We start from the raw sequence: 17,108 nt of genomic DNA, 5'->3' as shown, positions 1-17,108 counted from the left end.
TTGATAGCGATGCCTGGAAAGGTTGATTGATAGTCGGCATTTCCCGCCTGCCGGGCGGCTGCAACCGTTCCGGCAGGCATGTTTTGTTGCTATGCGCCCTTGATCTTCCATTGATAGATCGAAACCCGGATCATCTTGTCTTGAAGGCGATCCATCATGGTCTTCAGCCGGACGATGTCGGCCAGCGCCTTCTTGCGGACCTCAGGATCCGAGAGATCTGATCGTTCGATTTCTGATATTCGCTTCTGAAGTTCCTCCTGTTTGTATCTATTGATCACCATCGCCATGCCGGCGGCAGCTGCGATGAGATTGTCGACCATGCTTTCTGCTCGGCCAATTGAACCTTCGAACCCCTCATAGGGGTCATAGTTGCTGTCCCTTTCGAACTCCCCACGGCGGGAATAGGGGCCGCGGTCATCAACAAAATCCGGCTCGGGCAGCGCCGCCATGTCCAAGTGCTGCATTGCCGATCCCCAGTCGCCGCCAGCGCCGGTTCGCTCTAGCCAGGCGTAGAAGGGCTCGCGAAGAAACGAATAAGTGCTGTCAGGCAGCAAGCGTTCCTGCTCCCGCTGCCGTTCAATCTGGTTGCGTTTGCGTTCCGCCGCTGACTTGGCCATGGCTCAATCTCCTTTCGTGATCGTGAATATAGAAATCACGATCACGAGTCAAGAGGAAAATTGCTGAGCAGCGCGCCATTCTCAAGACCACCCCTCGTCTTGACGGATAGTAAGCGTTCGCTTACTATCGAGTAGTCGTGCAAGGGCATCCCCGCCACGCCATGCGGCTCCACGACTCCTCGCCATCAAGGCAGCACACGTTCAAAGCCGAAGCCACCCAACGACCTGCCGACAAAGCGAACGCCGATATGAGTCAAATAGACGGCGTGCCTCTTCCCAGTGGGAATGCGAACATAGCGGCCTCGATGGAGACGGCCCGTCCTTATACCGTGAGGACACTATGAGGCAGCCGCAGCCGACCGGAAGATCAGGACGATCGCTCCCCGGAGAAATCCGGACGCCCGCTCCTGGTTGTCGCCAGCTATCAAAGGACGCAATGAAAAGATCGCGGCACCGTAGTGAGAACTACGACCGCGTGTCGTGTGCTGGTTGGAGTTAAGCTGGGCACGACGATGGGCGGCGAGAAAACGCCACCCTAACCGGATGGGGCCTTACGGCCCGGGATTCGGAGTTATGGCCAGGTTACGCATCCCACCTGGCCGCCATGACAAGGCTAAGCTCTTCAACACTGTCGATGCAGAATCGAACAAGATCCCCCTTGCTGGATGGCCGCCATAGTAGTGCTCGATCCAGCAGGGGGGAAAGTCAATCTATGCAGGGATATCATGCAGCAGGCCAAGCGGATGCGAGACGGTTAGACGAAGCTTTGGCACCGGTCTTCAAAGCTGAACTAAACCGCAGCACTCTCGCTGATGTCTCGGATGCGGGCGATAAGGCCGGCCACCCGGCCTTCGTCGAACACCTGTTCCGGTCCGGTCGGAGCGATGTCGGTAAACGGCGCCTCGTAGAGCAGTGCGGGATCCATCGAGCCGGCTTCGGTCATGTGCTCGATGACCAGGCCGATGAACTCGATCTGCTGATGCGTGGCGACGCCATGCGATAAGAATTCACCGAAGGCGTCACTGACGGCTGAACGGTCGAGCCCGACCAGCGAGCGCACGAAGCGACCGAAGCCGCGGCTGGCCTCCCTGGCGCGCGCTATATCCTGCGGGCCGGCAATCCCCGCCTCCAGCAGCAGCCGTTCCAATTCCACCAGATCGTATCGGGTCAGCGGCTTACCCCGGCGCAGCTTATCGAGAACCTGGTTCCCGGAAAGCCCACGCAGGAAGTGCCGCGCTTTCGCCTTGAAGCGCACGAAATCGGCCTCGCCGACCTGCGGCAGGTCGATCTCCTCGCCGGCGCCGATCTCGTCGGCGAAGTTCGAGTAGACGATCGCCCGACGGCCTTTCTCGATGTGCTGAATCAGATTGCGCAAGCGCAGCCGGACCAGTTCCAGCAGAGGAACGCTCACGCCTTCCCACCACTGCGAAGTCTGGATCTCCTCGATGAGCGCGGCCTGCGCTGCGATGCCCGGAATGGCCGTCTGGTCTTCAAGAGCGGATGCGAATTCGAGGAGTTGCTTCTTCAGCGTATCGAAGCGCTTCGAGCCTTTGAGAAGGGCAAGCTGCAGCTGGAACATCAGCAGGTCGAAGCGTTTCGCCTCTTCAGTGCCCAGTTCACGCGACGATGGAAGCGGCGCAATATCGCTCACCAACTCATCGCGCGCCTCGTCGTCGATGTTATTCCAAGCCTGGTCGGCCTGGTATTTTTCGACCGTCCGGCGTTTCTGGCGCACGATGAAGTTCTCGAGGTTCAGGCCGGCGACGGTCTCGCGCAGAACGGCCAGCGCGCTCGCGCGCACCTCTTCCACGCTTGGCGGGTCCGGTCGATTGCCAGGCGCTTCGTAAGGTTGCTGCTCGGGCGCGGCAAAGCCGCCCGCCGTGCCATCCTTCTCATCTACCGCACGCACAAGATCGAGCCGAGCGGCGAACAGTCGGGCCGACAGCGACTTGGCAGCGCTGGCTTCCTTGATCTCTGGATTGGCACCGAAGAACTCGAGGTTTTGGCAATAGTCGAAGACGCGGAAGAACTCCTTGTCCTGGCCTGGCCCAAACAGGTCGGCGCAAAGACGTGTGCCACGACCCATCATCTGCCAGAACTTGGTCTTCGACCGCACTTGCTTGAAGAAGACGAGATTCACCACCTCCGGCACGTCGATGCCGGTGTCCAGCATATCGACCGAGATGGCGATGTGCGGGGCCTTGCCCTTCTTGGAGAAGTCATCGATCAGCGTCTGCGCGTAGGCGCCGCTCTCATAGGTGATGACGCGAGCGAAGTGTCCAGCAAGCGACGGATAGGCCGCGTTAAAGCGAGCCTCGATGTAAACAGCGTGTGCCTGGTTTTTGGCGAAGATGATGGTCTTGCCGAGCCGGTCGCCGCCTTCGACCTTCAACCCGTTCTGCATCAGATGCGCGATGACCTGATCAACGGTGTCCTGGTTGAACAGGCGCTTGTTCACCTCGGCCGCCTCGACCGTATCGGGGATCTCGTCCTCGCCCCACTCCAGCATGTCCCACTGATCCTTCTCCTCCTCGGAGAGATCGTCGTAGCGCAAGCCGGAGCGCACGATCTTCAACGGCACGGAGATCGCCACGGGCGGCACGAGATGCCCGTCGGCAACAGCTTCCTCGAGGCTATAGGCGTCTGTGGGCACCCCGTCTTCAAGATCGAAGAGCGAATAGGTATTCTTGTCGATCTCGTCCTTGGGCGTCGCGGTTAGGCCGACGAGGAACGAGTCAAAATACTCGAAGATCGCGCGATAGCGTTGGTAGACCGACCGGTGCGCCTCATCGATGACGATGAGGTCGAAATGCCCGGGGCCGAACTTCGCCTTGCCCTCCTGCCGGCCATCGATGAGGTTCATCATCGTCGGATACGTGGACAGGAACACGCGGCCCTCGCTGGTGCGCTCCGTAACCAGATTGACTGGCGCCGAATCCGGCAAATGCGCCTTGAAGGCGCCAGCCGCCTGGTTCACCAAGGCCACGCGATCCGCAAGGAACAGCACGCGCTTCACCCAGCCAGCGCGCATCAAAAGGTCGACCAGCGCTATGACGGTGCGCGTCTTGCCTGAGCCCGTGGCCATCACGAGCAGTGCCTTGCGCTCGCCCTCATCCTCGAAGGCCTTGGCGATGGCACGGATGGCGCGCTGCTGGTAGGGGCGCTTGTCGCCGGCAATCTTCGTGTTGAGCTTTGTCTCGGCGAGCTTCTTGGCGGATGTGCGCCGCTGGATCAGGAGCTCCAACTCGTCGCGCTTGTAGAAGCCACCGATCTGGCGCGGCGGATAGCGCACATCGTCCCAAATCCAGTGCTCATAGCCGTTCGAGTAGAAAATCACCGGCCGTTGGCCGTAGCGCGCCTCCAGCCGGTCGGCATAGAGTTTTGCCTGCTGCTGGCCCTGGCGGGCATCCTTGCGCGTGCGCTTGGCCTCGACCAGGCCCAGCGGCTTGCCATCCGCGCCCCACAACACATAGTCGACGAAGCCTATGCCCTGCTCGTTGGGCATGCCCTCGACGCGGAACTCCGTGTCTTCCGGCCGGTCCAGCGCCCAGCCCGCTTCGCGCAGCAGGAGGTCGATGAAGCGGTCGCGAGTCTCGGCTTCGTTGTAGTCATGCGTGGAGGGAGTCGCCTCGGCGGCATGCCGAGCGGCTGCCACTTCGGTACGCAGGCGCTGCAATTCTGCGTCGAGGTTCTGCCTGTCGGACAGCAGCTTGGTCAGTTCGCCGTTCTTGGCGTCGAGCTCGGCTTGCTGCGCCTTCAGATGCGCGAAGGCTTTCTTCAGCGTCTCGTCACGGCGCGCCAGCACCGAGGGGTCGAAGGCCAACCCATCCGCCGGCTTTGCCTTACGGGCATAGGTGCGTGCCAGCCAGAAACAGACGTGGAAAAGTTCCTTGACCGCCCCGGTGGCATCTCCAGGCCGGATGGTCTTTTCCTCGTGCACGGCGCGGTTGCGCAGCGTGTTGATGAACTTCGCCTTCGCGAACACGGCCTCGCCGGCCGCGCGGCGAAAGCTCGGCTCATGCAGCAGGGCGGCGATATTGTCCTGGTAGGGCAGCTTCAGGCCAGGATCGTTGCGGAATGCCCATTTGACGGCGAGCTCCACCGTCTTGCCAGCGAAGAACGCCGCCGCCGTCGGCGACACGCCCGCCTGCCGCTCGGCTTCCACGGCCGCCTCATGGACGGTTGGAAACTCTGCTGCGAGGAATGTGAAGTTGGACGTCACTTCAAGTCCTTGAGCTTTGGGAAATCAGTCGCGAATGCCCGTCGGATGGGAATCCATTCCGCGTCATTGACACTGTGCTTCCATTTCACCTCATTCATAACGACGTAACCGACAGAACGAAGTTCTTTTTCCAGCTGCTTTTCCATCGCGCCCACACTATTTCGGAAAGGCGTGTGTAATTCCATAAGAGAATCTCGCATGAGCTTATCAGCATGATCGAAATCTTCGGGCTTAACGACTTCGGGGTGGATGGGGCCGTGGGCGACTAGCTCAAAGGACCCACACGTCTCGGGTTCGATTCCACAGGTCGTGAGATGGCGGCGTAGTGCGTTCTGGTTCTTCATTGAACCGAGGTGCTGTCCCATCCGAATATATGGTGGCGAGGCGTTAGGGCTGGAGTTGTCACCTGTCCGCCCGACATAGAGAAGTTCGCGACCGTCGGCAGCGGCGACCTTCCAAACATAGAGCCAAAAACCTCGCCGCAGCATTTGGCCTGGTAGCGTAAGGCGGAAAGTGCCGGTGTCGGTCATTCGTGTCTGTCTCCTCAGAACTCCGCCCGCCAGGTCGCAGCTTTCAGCTGCACGGATCTATCCAGCGGCGGCGTAAGTTCGAACGCCCGGGGCTGGCGAGCAAAGTCGAACAGCCGCACCAGCCGGAAGGCATCCGGCCGCTCCTCCGAGGAGGCCCGCTCATTCTCCGAGAGCAGGAACGGTGTCTGCTTGTGGCCGGTGGTGGTCTTAACCTCGATCAGGCGCTCCCTGCCGGCCGGATCGAACGAGCGGATGTCATAGCCGGCGCCATCGCCATCCTCCACAGACACCCAGCGCACCTTTCGGGCAAGATCTTCGCGCCCGGCCACGCGCAAGCCTGTCTGCTCTGCAAATAAAACACGTTCCTCACCGCTTTTGCCCAATTGTCGGTTTCGGGCATCTCGGAGGGCCGGATCAAACTTTCGCACGATCCGCTCCAGCACGGGCGGCACTGCCTCAAAAGTCGCCACAGGTGGTGCTTCGAAGAAAAGGGACCGGGGCTCTTGCCAACCGGCCGCTGGCGCCGACGAGACCGGATTCTCGAAGAGCGCCGGTTCTCGGGCGATACGGCGCTCGACGCCGTCGACCAGTGCGCCCTGAAAATTCGCCATCGGCTTGTAGCCGGCAATCCAGGGCATGCCGAGCCGATAGAGCACCGCGCTGATATTCTGATGCTTGAGTTCGATCGAACCGCGGCTGCGGCCTGTGAGTTCCTGCAGCGCCCCATTGCGCTGTGCCTTTACGACGGCACGACCCGCCAGCTCGAGCGACAGCATGTCGAAATAGTCGGCGACGATCAGGTCGATTTCGCGGTCGCTCCAATCGGTCCCGGCGAGCGCGTCCGACATGGTCAGAGTTGGCCAGAGAAGGCGCTAGATTGAAGGGAGGAGAAGAGGATGGCGATAGCTTTCTCTGAATGACTGGACTCCGATTGCTGTTTTTCGACTCCCAAAATTCGGGCAGAAAATTCATTCTGTAGGTGTAGTGGCGGATTCAGAATCCACAAATTCTTCAGGTTAACAATTTTCAACTCCGCGAAGGTTGTTCCAGAAGCAATTGATTGGTATTTATTAACAAATATATTTTTTAGCTGATTCCGCAAATACTCGCTGTTTATCTCCGACGCGCGTCTCTTGATCCATAAAACCCTTCCGTCTTTGAAATAGAATGGGTCGCTGGTGTTCACCCTCCATATTCTTCCATCATGGCAAATCGATGGAAGTAATAAATCTCCAATTTCTGGCTTTCCTGATTCTTGAATAATGCTTTCATAGTGATCCTGAGAAATATGTAAATCGGGGTGGATGATCTCGCCGGCGCCTAGTTTCCCAACTTCCATGCCTCTATAAAACGGCACTCCTTCTTCAGCAAACTCGCTTGCAAAGACTCTTTTGCTGGATCCCACGTCGCAAAGATCGCCCAGCTTCGTCTTCTCCCAACCCTTTGGGTTGGCGGTAGGATCCCCAAACATCTCCAGAAAGATCGACTGCGTGAGGCTGTCGAGCAGTTCGATGGCGCGCTTGCGCTTGCGGCGCAGCGCATCCGCCTTGTCCAGGATTGTCGCTATCCGCCGCTGCTCAGGGAGTGACGGGAGTGGGATGAGAGAGTTCTTCACAATCCGATCGCTTACGGCGGGATAACTTGCCCCAGTCGCCTCACGAATCATCGATTGGATGAACTGCGGTGTTCGAACCCAGTGCATGAGATAGCTGCTTAGCAGCTTGCCGGCATTCGGTCTCAAAACGCAGAAACCCGTTGACGCCGTGGCCCCATCATACTCTTTGGAGACAGGTGCAACGCCGTTCAGATTTGGCCTCACCGTGGATACCAGAACATCACCGCAGGCAACGATCTGCCTAGCTCGGGTCGGTGCATCTCTTCCCTTGATCACGGATGCACTCACAATCGATTTGATGTCCTGATCGACCGCGCTTAGGTCGATGTAGCGAAATGGTTCTTCTGGATTCCTAACCGGGTTCCACGTGCTGACGCTCGTCGTTAGGTCGCCGATAGGCACACTGCGAACATTCACAACATAGCCTCCAGTTCCTCTATGCCCCCAGCGATCTCCTTCTCCAGCGCCTTGAGTTCGACAATGATCTCCTTCGGCGGGCGGTGCTCCTGCCTGTCATGCACCATTTCCATGTAGCGGTTGATGGAAAGATCATAGCCGGCGGCGGCGATCTCGGCCTTAGGCACACAGAAACTTTGGGCGGTCCGGGGCCGCTCGCGCTCGGTGCCATTGCGCTCAACCCAGCGCGCGGCAATGTCAGGCAGGTTGTTCTTCGCCAGTTCCTCGCGGGTAAGCGTCAGATCGACGAATTGGCCGGCCTCGCGAGGTCCCGGTGTCGGCCCTATTTTTTCGCCAGGCAACAGGGCATTGCGCTTGTCGTCAAGCGAAAACCCATCGGCCTTGCAGTCATAGAACCAGACATGATCCGTGCCGCCGGAATCGGTCTTGGTGAACAGCACAATCGACGTCGAAACACCGGCATAGGGCCGGAACACACCGGAGGGCAGCTTGACGATGCCGTCGAGCCGATGGTCCTCGACCAGCATGCGGCGGATTTCCTTGTGGGCAGTGGACGAGCCGAACAGCACACCATCTGGCACGATCACCGCCGCGCGCCCCCCTGGCTTCAATAGCTTCAGGAACAGCGCCATGAACAGGAGTTCGGTCTTCTTGGTCTTGACGATCGAGAGCAGATCCTTGGCGGTGGTCTCGTAATCCAGCGAGCCTGCAAAGGGCGGATTGGCAAGGACAAGCGAATAGCGGTCCTCGTCGCCAGCGTGCTCCTGGCTGAGCGAATCCTTGTAGCGGATGTCGGGATCCTCGACACCATGCAGCGTCATGTTCATCGAGCCGATGCGCAGCATGGTGTTGTCGAAGTCAAAGCCGTGGAACATCTCCTCATTGAAATGGTCGCGGCTCTCTTGATCGTGGAACATCTTTGGATGATTGTCGCGCAGATATTCGCCTGCGGCGACCAGGAAGCCGCACGTGCCACACGCCGGGTCGCAGATGATGTCCTTCGGCGTCGGTGCCGTCATCTCCACCATCAAAGCGATGATGTGGCGCGGCGTTCGGAATTGGCCATTCTGGCCCGCGCTGGCGATCTTGCCCAGCATGTATTCATAAAGGTCGCCCTTGGTGTCGCGATCCTGCATCGGCAGCTTGTCGATGAGATCGACCACCTTCACCAGCAGCGCCGGTGACGGAATGGTGAAGCGCGCGCCCTTCATGTGCGTGGCGTGCGCTGTGCCGTCCTCCGCCATGGTGCGCAGAAACGGGAAGACGTGTTCGGCAACGAGTTCGAACATCGTGCCGGCATCTTTGTTCTTCAGCCGTGACCACCGCATGTCCGCATAAGGGACGCCGCCACCTTCGCCGATGCCGTCCTTGCCATCCTTAAAAATGCGACGACGCATCGGTTGACCCGTGCGAGTGGAGCGGTTTTCCTCGAGCTGCTCGGCATCGTCCAGCCCACGCATGAACAGCAGGTAGGTGATCTGCTCGATCACCTCAAGCGGATTGGCGATGCCACCCGCCCAGAAGGCGTTCCAGACGGCATCGATTTTCGAACGCAATTCACCTGTGATCATACTTGTCCACTCGATTCGCACCAATCGCAAGACACTAGAAGGAGTTCGCTCGCGATGGAACCGACCCGATGTGCGGCCCGGAGCTGGTCGATTGGACTTGCCCTCGATATCGCCGATTGCGCAAGCAAGAGACACGTCGTAGTGGATAAATTCGGGCAACAGTAGAAATTTGCTGGCGAATATCGGAGCTTTGCTAGCTGGGGCGGTAATGCCGGAGGTCGTTCCGGTAGAGGGGTGAAGTAGCAGGTATGTTTAGTTCGATTCTTGAGCTAGGGACCTTTGTAAAGGACCTGGTTCTTTCCGCTGCGTCTTTCCTGACTGGTGACGCGGCGCCAGGCGTCGTCGTGATCGTGCTGCTGATTGCACTCGCAGTCATTCTAGCGTCTGCATGGCTCACTTTCCGGAAGCGGATAGGCTCGATCAAACAGTTGCGACGCGAACTCGGCAGCGGCGACTCGCCGCTGCTTCAAGGCCGCGAGAAAATTAGTGCGTGGTTCAATAGCCAGAAGGGCGGCAAAGAGCAGGAAGCTCTGCGCGAAGCGTGGAGCGAGTTCGACGAGACGCTGTTCATCGACAACTCTAGCGGCGAACCGCTACTTCGCAATTCTGTGCGTCCATCGGCGTTTTTCAACATCGACGATCTGCATTTTGGCCAGGGCTTCTATCGAATCTGGCCAGGGCTGTTCGTCTCGATCGGTCTGGCGCTCACCTTTCTTGGGCTTATCGCGGCGCTGAATGCACTGTCTGGAAAGCATATCGACGACACGGCAATGGCCAATCTGCTACGGATAGCATCGGCCAAGTTCATCATGTCTCTGACGGGTCTGATCTGTTCGATCGTGTTGACGGTTGGGCTTCGGATATTCGTTGGCAAACTCGATGAACAGTTGCATCGGCTTTGCAGGACGGTCGAAGGCCGGATCAATTTCGCCAGTCTGGAGCAGATTGCGGTCGATCAACTCCGGGCGACAATCGAAAGTCGCGAGCACCAGCGGCAACTTACCCTGCAAATGATCGCAGAGATCGGTGGGCCTCTGAAAACCGAGCTGCCGCAGGCCATTTCGTCCTCGATCACGACAGCCATGCAGCCCCTCCTTGATAAGGTGAGCCAACAGGGCACGGAGAGCATTTCGACCATGGCGACGGACCTGTCGCAGCAGGTGACGCAAGGAGTCGCCGGTGCTCTTGGGCAGGCAAGTGAACACCTGGCGCGCGCTGGCGATAAGATCAGCCAGTTGGCCGAACGCATGGACCAGTCCTCTGGCCGGATGGGAAGCGAGATGGAGACAGCCGTTGCCCGCGTCGCCCAGGCCGTGGACGAGTTGCGCGGAGCAATGTCGGCTTCCGCGGAATCCGCATCCGGCGTGTTTAGCCAAGGCGCCGAGCAACTGCTTGGCGTTATGAACCGAACACTGGAAAGCATTCGCGACAACACCGGCGAGGGTGCGCGTGCGATTTCGGCCGCGGCGGCAGACATGCGCGACGCTGCTGCAACCATGCGCAGCGAAATGGAGACTGCGGCGCGTAATGGTGCCGATGCGGCAAAGGCTCGCTTGGAGGTCGCGAGCGAAGATGCGGGCAAAGCGATTGGTGCAGCTGGACAGTCAATGCTGGAGGCATTCAGCAAGGCGGGTGCCGATATCACTGGAATGACTGAAGCGCTTTCCTCGAGGGCGGGCAATGATCTGATAGCTCCGATCGAGGCGATCGCACGCCAGCTCGATGACATGGTGGGTTCGCTCACAGGCGGTGTAGATCAAATGCGCAGACTCGCGGATGCGGTGCGCGACGGCGCGTCGGCCAGTGCTGAAGCCGCAGGTGCGTTCCGCGGGGCCTCCCATGAACTCGTGACCGCGGCAGCGCCTGTCCGTGCAACATCGGAGCGAATCGAGGGCACTCTCCGTCAATTTGCTGATGGCACGCGAGATGCGGTCGCAACGGTCCGGGAAAGCTCGCGGGCAACCGCGGAGGCGGCTGCCCGGACATTGGAGGTGGCCCGTGAGACGATTGCCGCAGAACGCCAGGGCGTTGAAAGCTCGCTTGCCGCGGTCACGACCATGCTCGAACGGCTGCGTGGTCAGGGCGATCGCATGGATACGATCGACGACAAGCTTGGCCATGCGTTCGATCTTTACTCCAGCCAGACTGAACAGGCGATGCAGGCCGTTCGCAGCCATGTTCAGAGTATGGCGGGTCAACTGAACACGGCGCTGTCGACGCTTCAGACGATCCTTGACGGACTGCAGGAATTCCAACCACAGCAGGGACGTAGCTGATGCGTGCCGGCTCCATGCGTCGTCGCCGGCATGAGGAAGAGGAGGAGTCCGCCTTCGTGTCGATGACAGACATGACGGTTGGTTTCCTCTTCATCGTCATCCTGCTGCTTGCTTTCTTCGCGAGTCGATACAATCCGTCAGAAATGGTGCCTCGTTCCCAATACGAGCAGGTATTGAACGAACGAGACGCGTTGGCTGAAGAACTCAAACGACTACAGCAACGCATTGTGCAATTGGAAACCGAGCGCGACGCGGCCATCGCAGCCCGCGAGAACGCGGAGAAGGAAATTGCCGCGCTGAAGGCCCAGATCGCGCAGCTCGAGGCTGAGCTGGAAAGGCTAAGAAAACCCAATCCTCTTGAAGCCTATATCAACAACAGCATGGAGACTCGGCGTCGCATCCTTCAGCAGTTGCGTGACCGAATTGCGCTCGACTTTCCGGATCTCCAGCTGATGCTTAGTGAAGAGTCGCTTCGCTTCCAGGGCGAAGGGCTTTTCAAGCGGGGGGAGTATACGCTTCTTCCGGACGGACTGCGCCTTGTGCAGGTGTTGGCAGATCGCCTCCACGACATAGTGCCTTGCTACACGCTGGGCGCTGACGCCAGATTCGACACGAATTGCAATTCGGGGTTCGCCCTTATCGAGGCCGTCCAGATCGAAGGCCACACAGACTCAGACGGCGACGATATGGCGAATCTTGTGCTGTCCACCAATCGCGCTACGACCACCTTCCGTGCGATGACCACGCACCAACAGCTGTTGAGCTACCTCAATTTCCAGCGACAGCCGGTTCTGTCGGTCGCCGGTTATGGCCGGATGCGTCCGATCGCGCCGAACGATACGGTCGAGCACAAGGCATCAAACCGACGCATAGACCTGCGCATTATCATGCACGTTCCCCGAGACACCGATGAGATCGAGAAGGTGCGGAATGCGCTCATCGGATCTAGGATGAGTCGCCCGTGACCCAAGAAGCGCACCAACGGTCCCTAGCTCATCAACTCGGCGATCTAAGATCGCTCGCGACGCCTTCCCTGCCATCTTTCGAGTTGATCGAGCGGAACATCCATCGTGTTCTCGACAGATACGACGCACCCGACAAGCCTCCGGAGCGGGACGCCGAACGGCTCTTCTCCGAGATGCTGCGCAGGATCAGAGCACACGATTGGCACAAGGTGCCAATGAGTTTCGTGACGCGCGTAGCTTCTCTCGTCTATGCGCCAGCACACCGGTTTCGTGACGATCTGGCCGCCATTCGCCGCTTTCTGTGTGCCGAGATTCGCGCAACGACGCGGCATGGTTTTATCAACCCGATGGTGCGGATCTATATTGAGAGCTACGAGACAGGTAAGGTCCACACGATGGAGTTGGCTGAAGCGCTGCAACACTCTCGCGCCAAGATCGGAGCTCGTTGGCAGCCTCTCCTAGAGAACGTCCCGGAGTTGCTCGACGCGCGCCATGCGCCCTCGGCGCTTGCCGCAAAAATGGACCTTATGCCGGATCCTTGGCATGGCCTTCGGGCGTTGGGACTTCATCAGCCGCACGCGCCCGGTCTAATGGACGCGGCTCATCTCGAATTTCTCAATATCATCGGGCCGCAACTCGGATCGCTTGATGAAATTGAGCGATTGCTGGGGTGGCTTAAACCGGATGATCGTGCGCTCAGACAGGTGGGAGCAGGTAAGGCGATAGAAGTTCTGCTGGGCCACTGGCGGACACGCAACCCTCCGGCAGAAATTCAGAGCCTGCTGGTTGATCGATTGACGCAGCTCTACAGTCATCCTCGTGTCAACCCTCATCCTGCCTGGAATGAGGTCGACCCAGCTTTGGTCCAGATCTTCCTGCGCTGGCTAATGGGTGCGGACATCCGATTCTTGTTCCGAGTTCTAACGGAAGTCGAACGCGGTCACATGTGGGCCGACAGGGAGAAATTCTGGTGGACGCTTCATGAGCAGGGGCGCATCGATGAAGTCTGGATCGCCTTCAACGATGAAGGACACCGTGCGGCGCTGTCGAAGTTACCGACGGACGGCCGTCAAAGTGGACGGCGTTTCGGCCGACAGGTTGGGGAGCGTGACAAGTCTCTGCTTGTCATGCGGATCCGCAACAAGATCGTCATTGAAGGAACATACAGCTTTCCAGTCCATTTTTTCAGGGCCGACCAGCCACGCACCCCTGAGCTTTATCGGTCGCGTTACGATGTGGCAGACATCCGGAAACTCCCGAACCTCGATGAGATCGCTCACCGGGGCGACTGGCAATCTCGCGTTCTGATGGCGCTGTCCCGATGACATTTGAACTCAGCTACGACGCGGCCAGGATCACGCTGCGCTTCTCATCCGACCGCTCTGGTCTGCTGGGGCGTTTCATGCGCGTCAAGAAAGTTGATCTCGAAACGCTTTCGGGCGCCGATCGCCGGCTAGTGCTGGCTCTCGCGGATCTCAAATCCACGGCCGACGGCCTTGGCGAAGCCGTCCAGATATCGGCCGACCGTATCACGCTCGGACATCGTCTGGCCGCAGCACTGGACAACTCCACTGCAGTTGAGATCGGGTTGCCTGCGCTGACGGACCTGACCTTGCGCACCGACGCAGAGGGCGTGCTCGGGACAGAGGGCTTTCGCCTCCAAGTCCAGTGGCAGCGATCGGGCCAGCAACGAACTCCGAAGAGAACTGGATCGCTTCTAGAGACGGATCGAGGCCTGCAGCGGCTGCCATTATGGATGCTCGAGGCAATCCAGGTTGCAGAGGGGTTTCGTAAATCCAAGGACGACGCTGAGCACTGGGAGGCTTTAGCGCGCTTTCGCAAGGCGCTTGAGCCAGGTGTAGATATGTCAGCGGATAGTGCCATGGCTCGGCTTTCGATGACGGACTTCCTTTCCGGACTCGAAGTATCGCTCGCCGATGGATTCTCAATCAGTCCGACGCACGATGGTGACGACTTCGAAGTGTTGCCCTTTGCCAATGAAAGGCTCGATCCTGACGAGGTCACAAGTGAGGCCATGGCCGAGCTCGCAGGTCCCGACCTCGCCCAATTTCAGCGACGATTGCGTGAGCGCGGAGCGCTCAATGCCTTTCGACTCGCGCCAGGTAAGTTCCTGGTCGTAGATCGCAGCGCGGGGGCCGCGCTTAAAGTCATGGCAGACATGCAGCGCGCGGCTCCCGAGGAGCGCAGGGCGTTCGTGCGTAATCCTCGTGCACGAATTACCGAGGCGGTTGAGGCGCAACTACGAAGGCAAAGCGGTTTTCAGGAATTGTCGTCAGCGGCGCAGGAAGAAGCTGTTGAGGCCGCGGCAGGACCACTTTTCATCGAGACCGAGGAGTATTCCCGATTCTCCGACCGCGTAACAGGCATAGAAACCTACTCGGGAAACCCGATAGGGGAAGTTGCTTCAAGTGGCACGACCTGGCTACCCGAAGTCTTCACCGATGAGGTGCTCAAGCGCCTGGATAAACTCCGGACACCCGAGCTCGAGGAACTGCGTGATCGCTTGCAAACGGCTATCGAAAGAGGGGCTGCAACTCTATCGTTCGAAGGCATTGAACTTCCCGCGAACGGCCAGACGCTTCATGTCCTTGAGGGTCGTCTCCAGTCGCGGAGGCCTGCAGACGAGGAACCTAATCACGATGATGTAGGCCGAAACGGCCCCATAATACTGAAGACCGAGGTCAACTTCGATGATGTGTCTTGGCGCCCAATCCGGGGGCCTCGGCATTCAAATCTCGGAGACGGGGTGCCCTATGCGATCAAGACTAGGCTGAAAGATCACCAGGTCGAGAGCTTAGGCTTGCAGATTGAATCCTGGAAGGCGGGACTGCCGGGCATCCTGAATGCCGATGAACAAGGCCTGGGCAAGACACTGCAGACAATCGCATTCCTGACGTGGTTAAACGAGCATATGAAGCGTGACGGGACGGCAGGCCGCGGCCCAATGCTGATTGTTGCTCCGACGTCGTTGCTTGAGAACTGGGAATTGGAGGTTAGTCAACACGTCGAATCGCCGGGCCTTGGACATCTCATACGGCTCTATGGATCCGCGACGGGAGCCAGGAAACTTGCGGGGGCGAACGGGCGCGATACTCTGGACGGCGAATCCAGGTTGGACTTCTCTGATATCCATGGTGCGATCAATACTGGAGCGGGGCACCTTACCTGGATCCTAACCACCTATACGACGCTAACCAACTATCAGCATTCGCTTGGCAAAATCCCGTTCGCGGTTGCCGTTTTCGACGAGATTCAGAATATCAAGAATCCGGGCACCCTGGCGGCGAACGCAGCCAGGGCAATTAACGCCGACTTTCGTATTGGTCTAACGGGAACGCCGATCGAGAATTCGACCGTCGATCTTTGGGCGATTATGGATCAGTTGACCCCTGGCGCGCTGGGGTCGTTACGGGAGTTCCGCGATCGGTATGGAACCCCGGACGAAGACAACATGTCGGAGCTCCACTCTCGCGTGTTCAAGACGCAGAACGGTTTGCCCCCACTAGCCTTTCGGCGCCTGAAGGAAACCGTCGCCCGCGACCTTCCTACAAAGTCACGTTTCATGCATCCGCGAGCAATGCCACCACTCCAGGCGGATCGATATGAGGAGGCTCGTGTGAAGCTTGCAAGCGGTGGGCCCGGCGCTGCGTTGAAGATGCTGCACCATATTCGTTCCGTTTCGGTGCATCCGGCAATTAACGCACAAGAGGGCGCGCAGGAATTCATCGACGCGTCAGGACGACTGGCAGCAACTTTCGACATATTGCGGCGCATCAAGTCGGCGCGTGAGCGAGCTCTGGTGTTCATTGAGAGCCGGCAGATGCAGTTCCGTTTCATGGAACTGGTGCGTGCCGAGTTCGGATTGGCGCGGGTTGAACTCATCAATGGCGACACGCCCATCCAGAAGCGTCAGGCGGTCGTAAACCGCTTCCAGCAGCATCTCACCAACGATGGCGGATTCGATCTGCTGGTTCTTGGTCCAAAAGCAGCGGGAACCGGTCTTACCCTAACGGCCGCCACCCATGTGATTCACCTGTCTCGCTGGTGGAATCCGGCAGTTGAGGAACAGTGCAACGACCGTGTCCACCGCCTTGGTCAGACCAGACCAGTAACAGTCCACGTTCCCATGGCAGTCCATCCTGAATATCGCGAGCACTCTTTCGATTTGCTGCTTCAGAGCCTCATGCAAAAGAAACGCAAGCTTGCTAGTTCCGCGCTTTGGCCAATGGGTGATTCCACGGACGATGCGGCACATCTCCAGCATATGCTGCGGGAGGAAGGCGAACCTATATCCGGTCGCACAATCGACGACGCCATGGCGGCGATGATGAGACGCGATGGCATTAACTCACCCGCACCCAACGCAATGGGCGCTTGGGAGTATAAATGACCGTTGTGCATCACTTGAGCGACAGATGTGAATCGCTCTTGGCTTGACCAAGCTGGGAAGGAGGGACGCTTGCTCCACTACAATGGATTCTCGCCCCAGGAACGCGGTGCCGTAGGACAGCTGCTGCGGAATGCGATCCGGTCAGGCGCTCTCCAACGCCCAACGCAATGCTGCATTTGTGGTGCAAATGAAAAAGCTGTTGGCGTGTCGGTTCGAATCTTCAACCATTTGGAGGACTATCGAAAGCCGCTGGAAGTTCTGCCGTGTTGCGCTTCATGTCACGCAACACTCCACCGGCGGTTCACAAACCCTGACCCATGGACGGCCAAAGTAGCCAGATATGGCCGTCTCGGTAGCTGGTTCACGCTTATCACGATGGATCCCGCTAGCCAGAAAGTTCCGTTTGACCAGACATATCCTCGAGGCCTTCCGCCGATTGACTGGCTAGCAAGCGAGCGCGAAGAATGGGAGGTGCATCTGGCGC

10 protein-coding genes are annotated in these 17,108 nt (G+C 58.8%); 4 read left to right on the top strand and 6 right to left on the bottom strand.

The features are described from left to right. Positions 1-89 precede the first annotated feature (89 nt). From FJ954_RS05955 to FJ954_RS05930, 6 genes are all read right to left on the bottom strand, one after another. Positions 90-617 carry a hypothetical protein gene (locus tag FJ954_RS05955; RefSeq protein ID WP_140660737.1) on the bottom strand — a complete coding sequence of 176 codons (528 nt, stop codon included), beginning with the start codon at positions 615-617 and terminating at the stop codon, positions 90-92. Between the two features lie 790 nt (positions 618-1,407). Beyond that, complete coding sequence (locus FJ954_RS05950) at positions 1,408-4,839, bottom strand: DEAD/DEAH box helicase family protein (protein ID WP_140660736.1); 3,432 nt, start codon at positions 4,837-4,839, stop codon at positions 1,408-1,410. Then, a complete protein-coding gene (locus FJ954_RS05945; protein ID WP_140660735.1) occupies positions 4,836-5,369 on the bottom strand; it encodes a hypothetical protein in 534 nt (177 codons plus the stop codon). The genes FJ954_RS05950 and FJ954_RS05945 overlap by 4 nt, the downstream gene beginning before the upstream one ends. Before the next feature lie 14 nt (positions 5,370-5,383). Next, on the bottom strand, positions 5,384-6,217 hold the full coding sequence (locus FJ954_RS05940) for a DUF3883 domain-containing protein (RefSeq protein WP_140660734.1): 834 nt from the start codon (positions 6,215-6,217) through the stop codon (positions 5,384-5,386). A gap of 2 nt (positions 6,218-6,219) precedes the next feature. Then, a complete protein-coding gene (locus FJ954_RS05935) occupies positions 6,220-7,401 on the bottom strand; it encodes a restriction endonuclease subunit S (protein ID WP_140660733.1) in 1,182 nt (393 codons plus the stop codon). Next, a complete protein-coding gene (locus tag FJ954_RS05930) occupies positions 7,398-8,972 on the bottom strand; it encodes a class I SAM-dependent DNA methyltransferase (RefSeq protein WP_140660732.1) in 1,575 nt (524 codons plus the stop codon). Before FJ954_RS05930 ends, FJ954_RS05935 begins: the two co-directional genes overlap by 4 nt. A gap of 248 nt (positions 8,973-9,220) precedes the next feature. Here FJ954_RS05930 and FJ954_RS05925 point away from each other — a divergent pair, with 248 nt between their 5' ends. The 4 genes from FJ954_RS05925 to FJ954_RS05910 are packed head-to-tail and all read left to right on the top strand — an operon-like array spanning position 9,221 to position 16,624. Next, positions 9,221-11,248 carry a hypothetical protein gene (locus FJ954_RS05925; protein ID WP_140660731.1) on the top strand — a complete coding sequence of 676 codons (2,028 nt, stop codon included), beginning with the start codon at positions 9,221-9,223 and terminating at the stop codon, positions 11,246-11,248. After that, positions 11,248-12,213 (top strand): OmpA family protein, encoded by a 966-nt coding sequence (locus tag FJ954_RS05920; protein ID WP_140660730.1) that lies wholly within the window; start codon positions 11,248-11,250, stop codon positions 12,211-12,213. The genes FJ954_RS05925 and FJ954_RS05920 overlap by 1 nt, the downstream gene beginning before the upstream one ends. After that, positions 12,210-13,538: an EH signature domain-containing protein gene (locus tag FJ954_RS05915; RefSeq protein ID WP_140660729.1), complete on the top strand. Its 1,329-nt coding sequence runs from the start codon at positions 12,210-12,212 to the stop codon at positions 13,536-13,538. Before FJ954_RS05920 ends, FJ954_RS05915 begins: the two co-directional genes overlap by 4 nt. Then, entirely contained in the window at positions 13,535-16,624 is a 3,090-nt protein-coding gene (locus tag FJ954_RS05910; protein ID WP_140660728.1) for a DEAD/DEAH box helicase, read from the top strand. Before FJ954_RS05915 ends, FJ954_RS05910 begins: the two co-directional genes overlap by 4 nt. Positions 16,625-17,108 lie beyond the last annotated feature (484 nt).

This window comes from Mesorhizobium sp. B2-3-15, from assembly GCF_006442875.1.
GTDB classification, from domain to species: Bacteria; Pseudomonadota; Alphaproteobacteria; order Rhizobiales; family Rhizobiaceae; genus Mesorhizobium; species Mesorhizobium australicum.
This window is presented reverse-complemented; position numbering and strand designations above follow the sequence as displayed.

Coding starts and splice junctions, on each gene's coding strand:
- FJ954_RS05940 (WP_140660734.1), bottom strand. CDS start 6,217: ATGTCGGACGCGCTCGCCGGGACCGATTGGAGCGACCGCGAAATCGAC.
- FJ954_RS05945 (WP_140660735.1), bottom strand. CDS start 5,369: ATGACCGACACCGGCACTTTCCGCCTTACGCTACCAGGCCAAATGCTG.
- FJ954_RS05930 (WP_140660732.1), bottom strand. CDS start 8,972: ATGATCACAGGTGAATTGCGTTCGAAAATCGATGCCGTCTGGAACGCC.
- FJ954_RS05920 (WP_140660730.1), top strand. CDS start 11,248: ATGCGTGCCGGCTCCATGCGTCGTCGCCGGCATGAGGAAGAGGAGGAG.
- FJ954_RS05925 (WP_140660731.1), top strand. CDS start 9,221: ATGTTTAGTTCGATTCTTGAGCTAGGGACCTTTGTAAAGGACCTGGTT.
- FJ954_RS05910 (WP_140660728.1), top strand. CDS start 13,535: ATGACATTTGAACTCAGCTACGACGCGGCCAGGATCACGCTGCGCTTC.
- FJ954_RS05955 (WP_140660737.1), bottom strand. CDS start 617: ATGGCCAAGTCAGCGGCGGAACGCAAACGCAACCAGATTGAACGGCAG.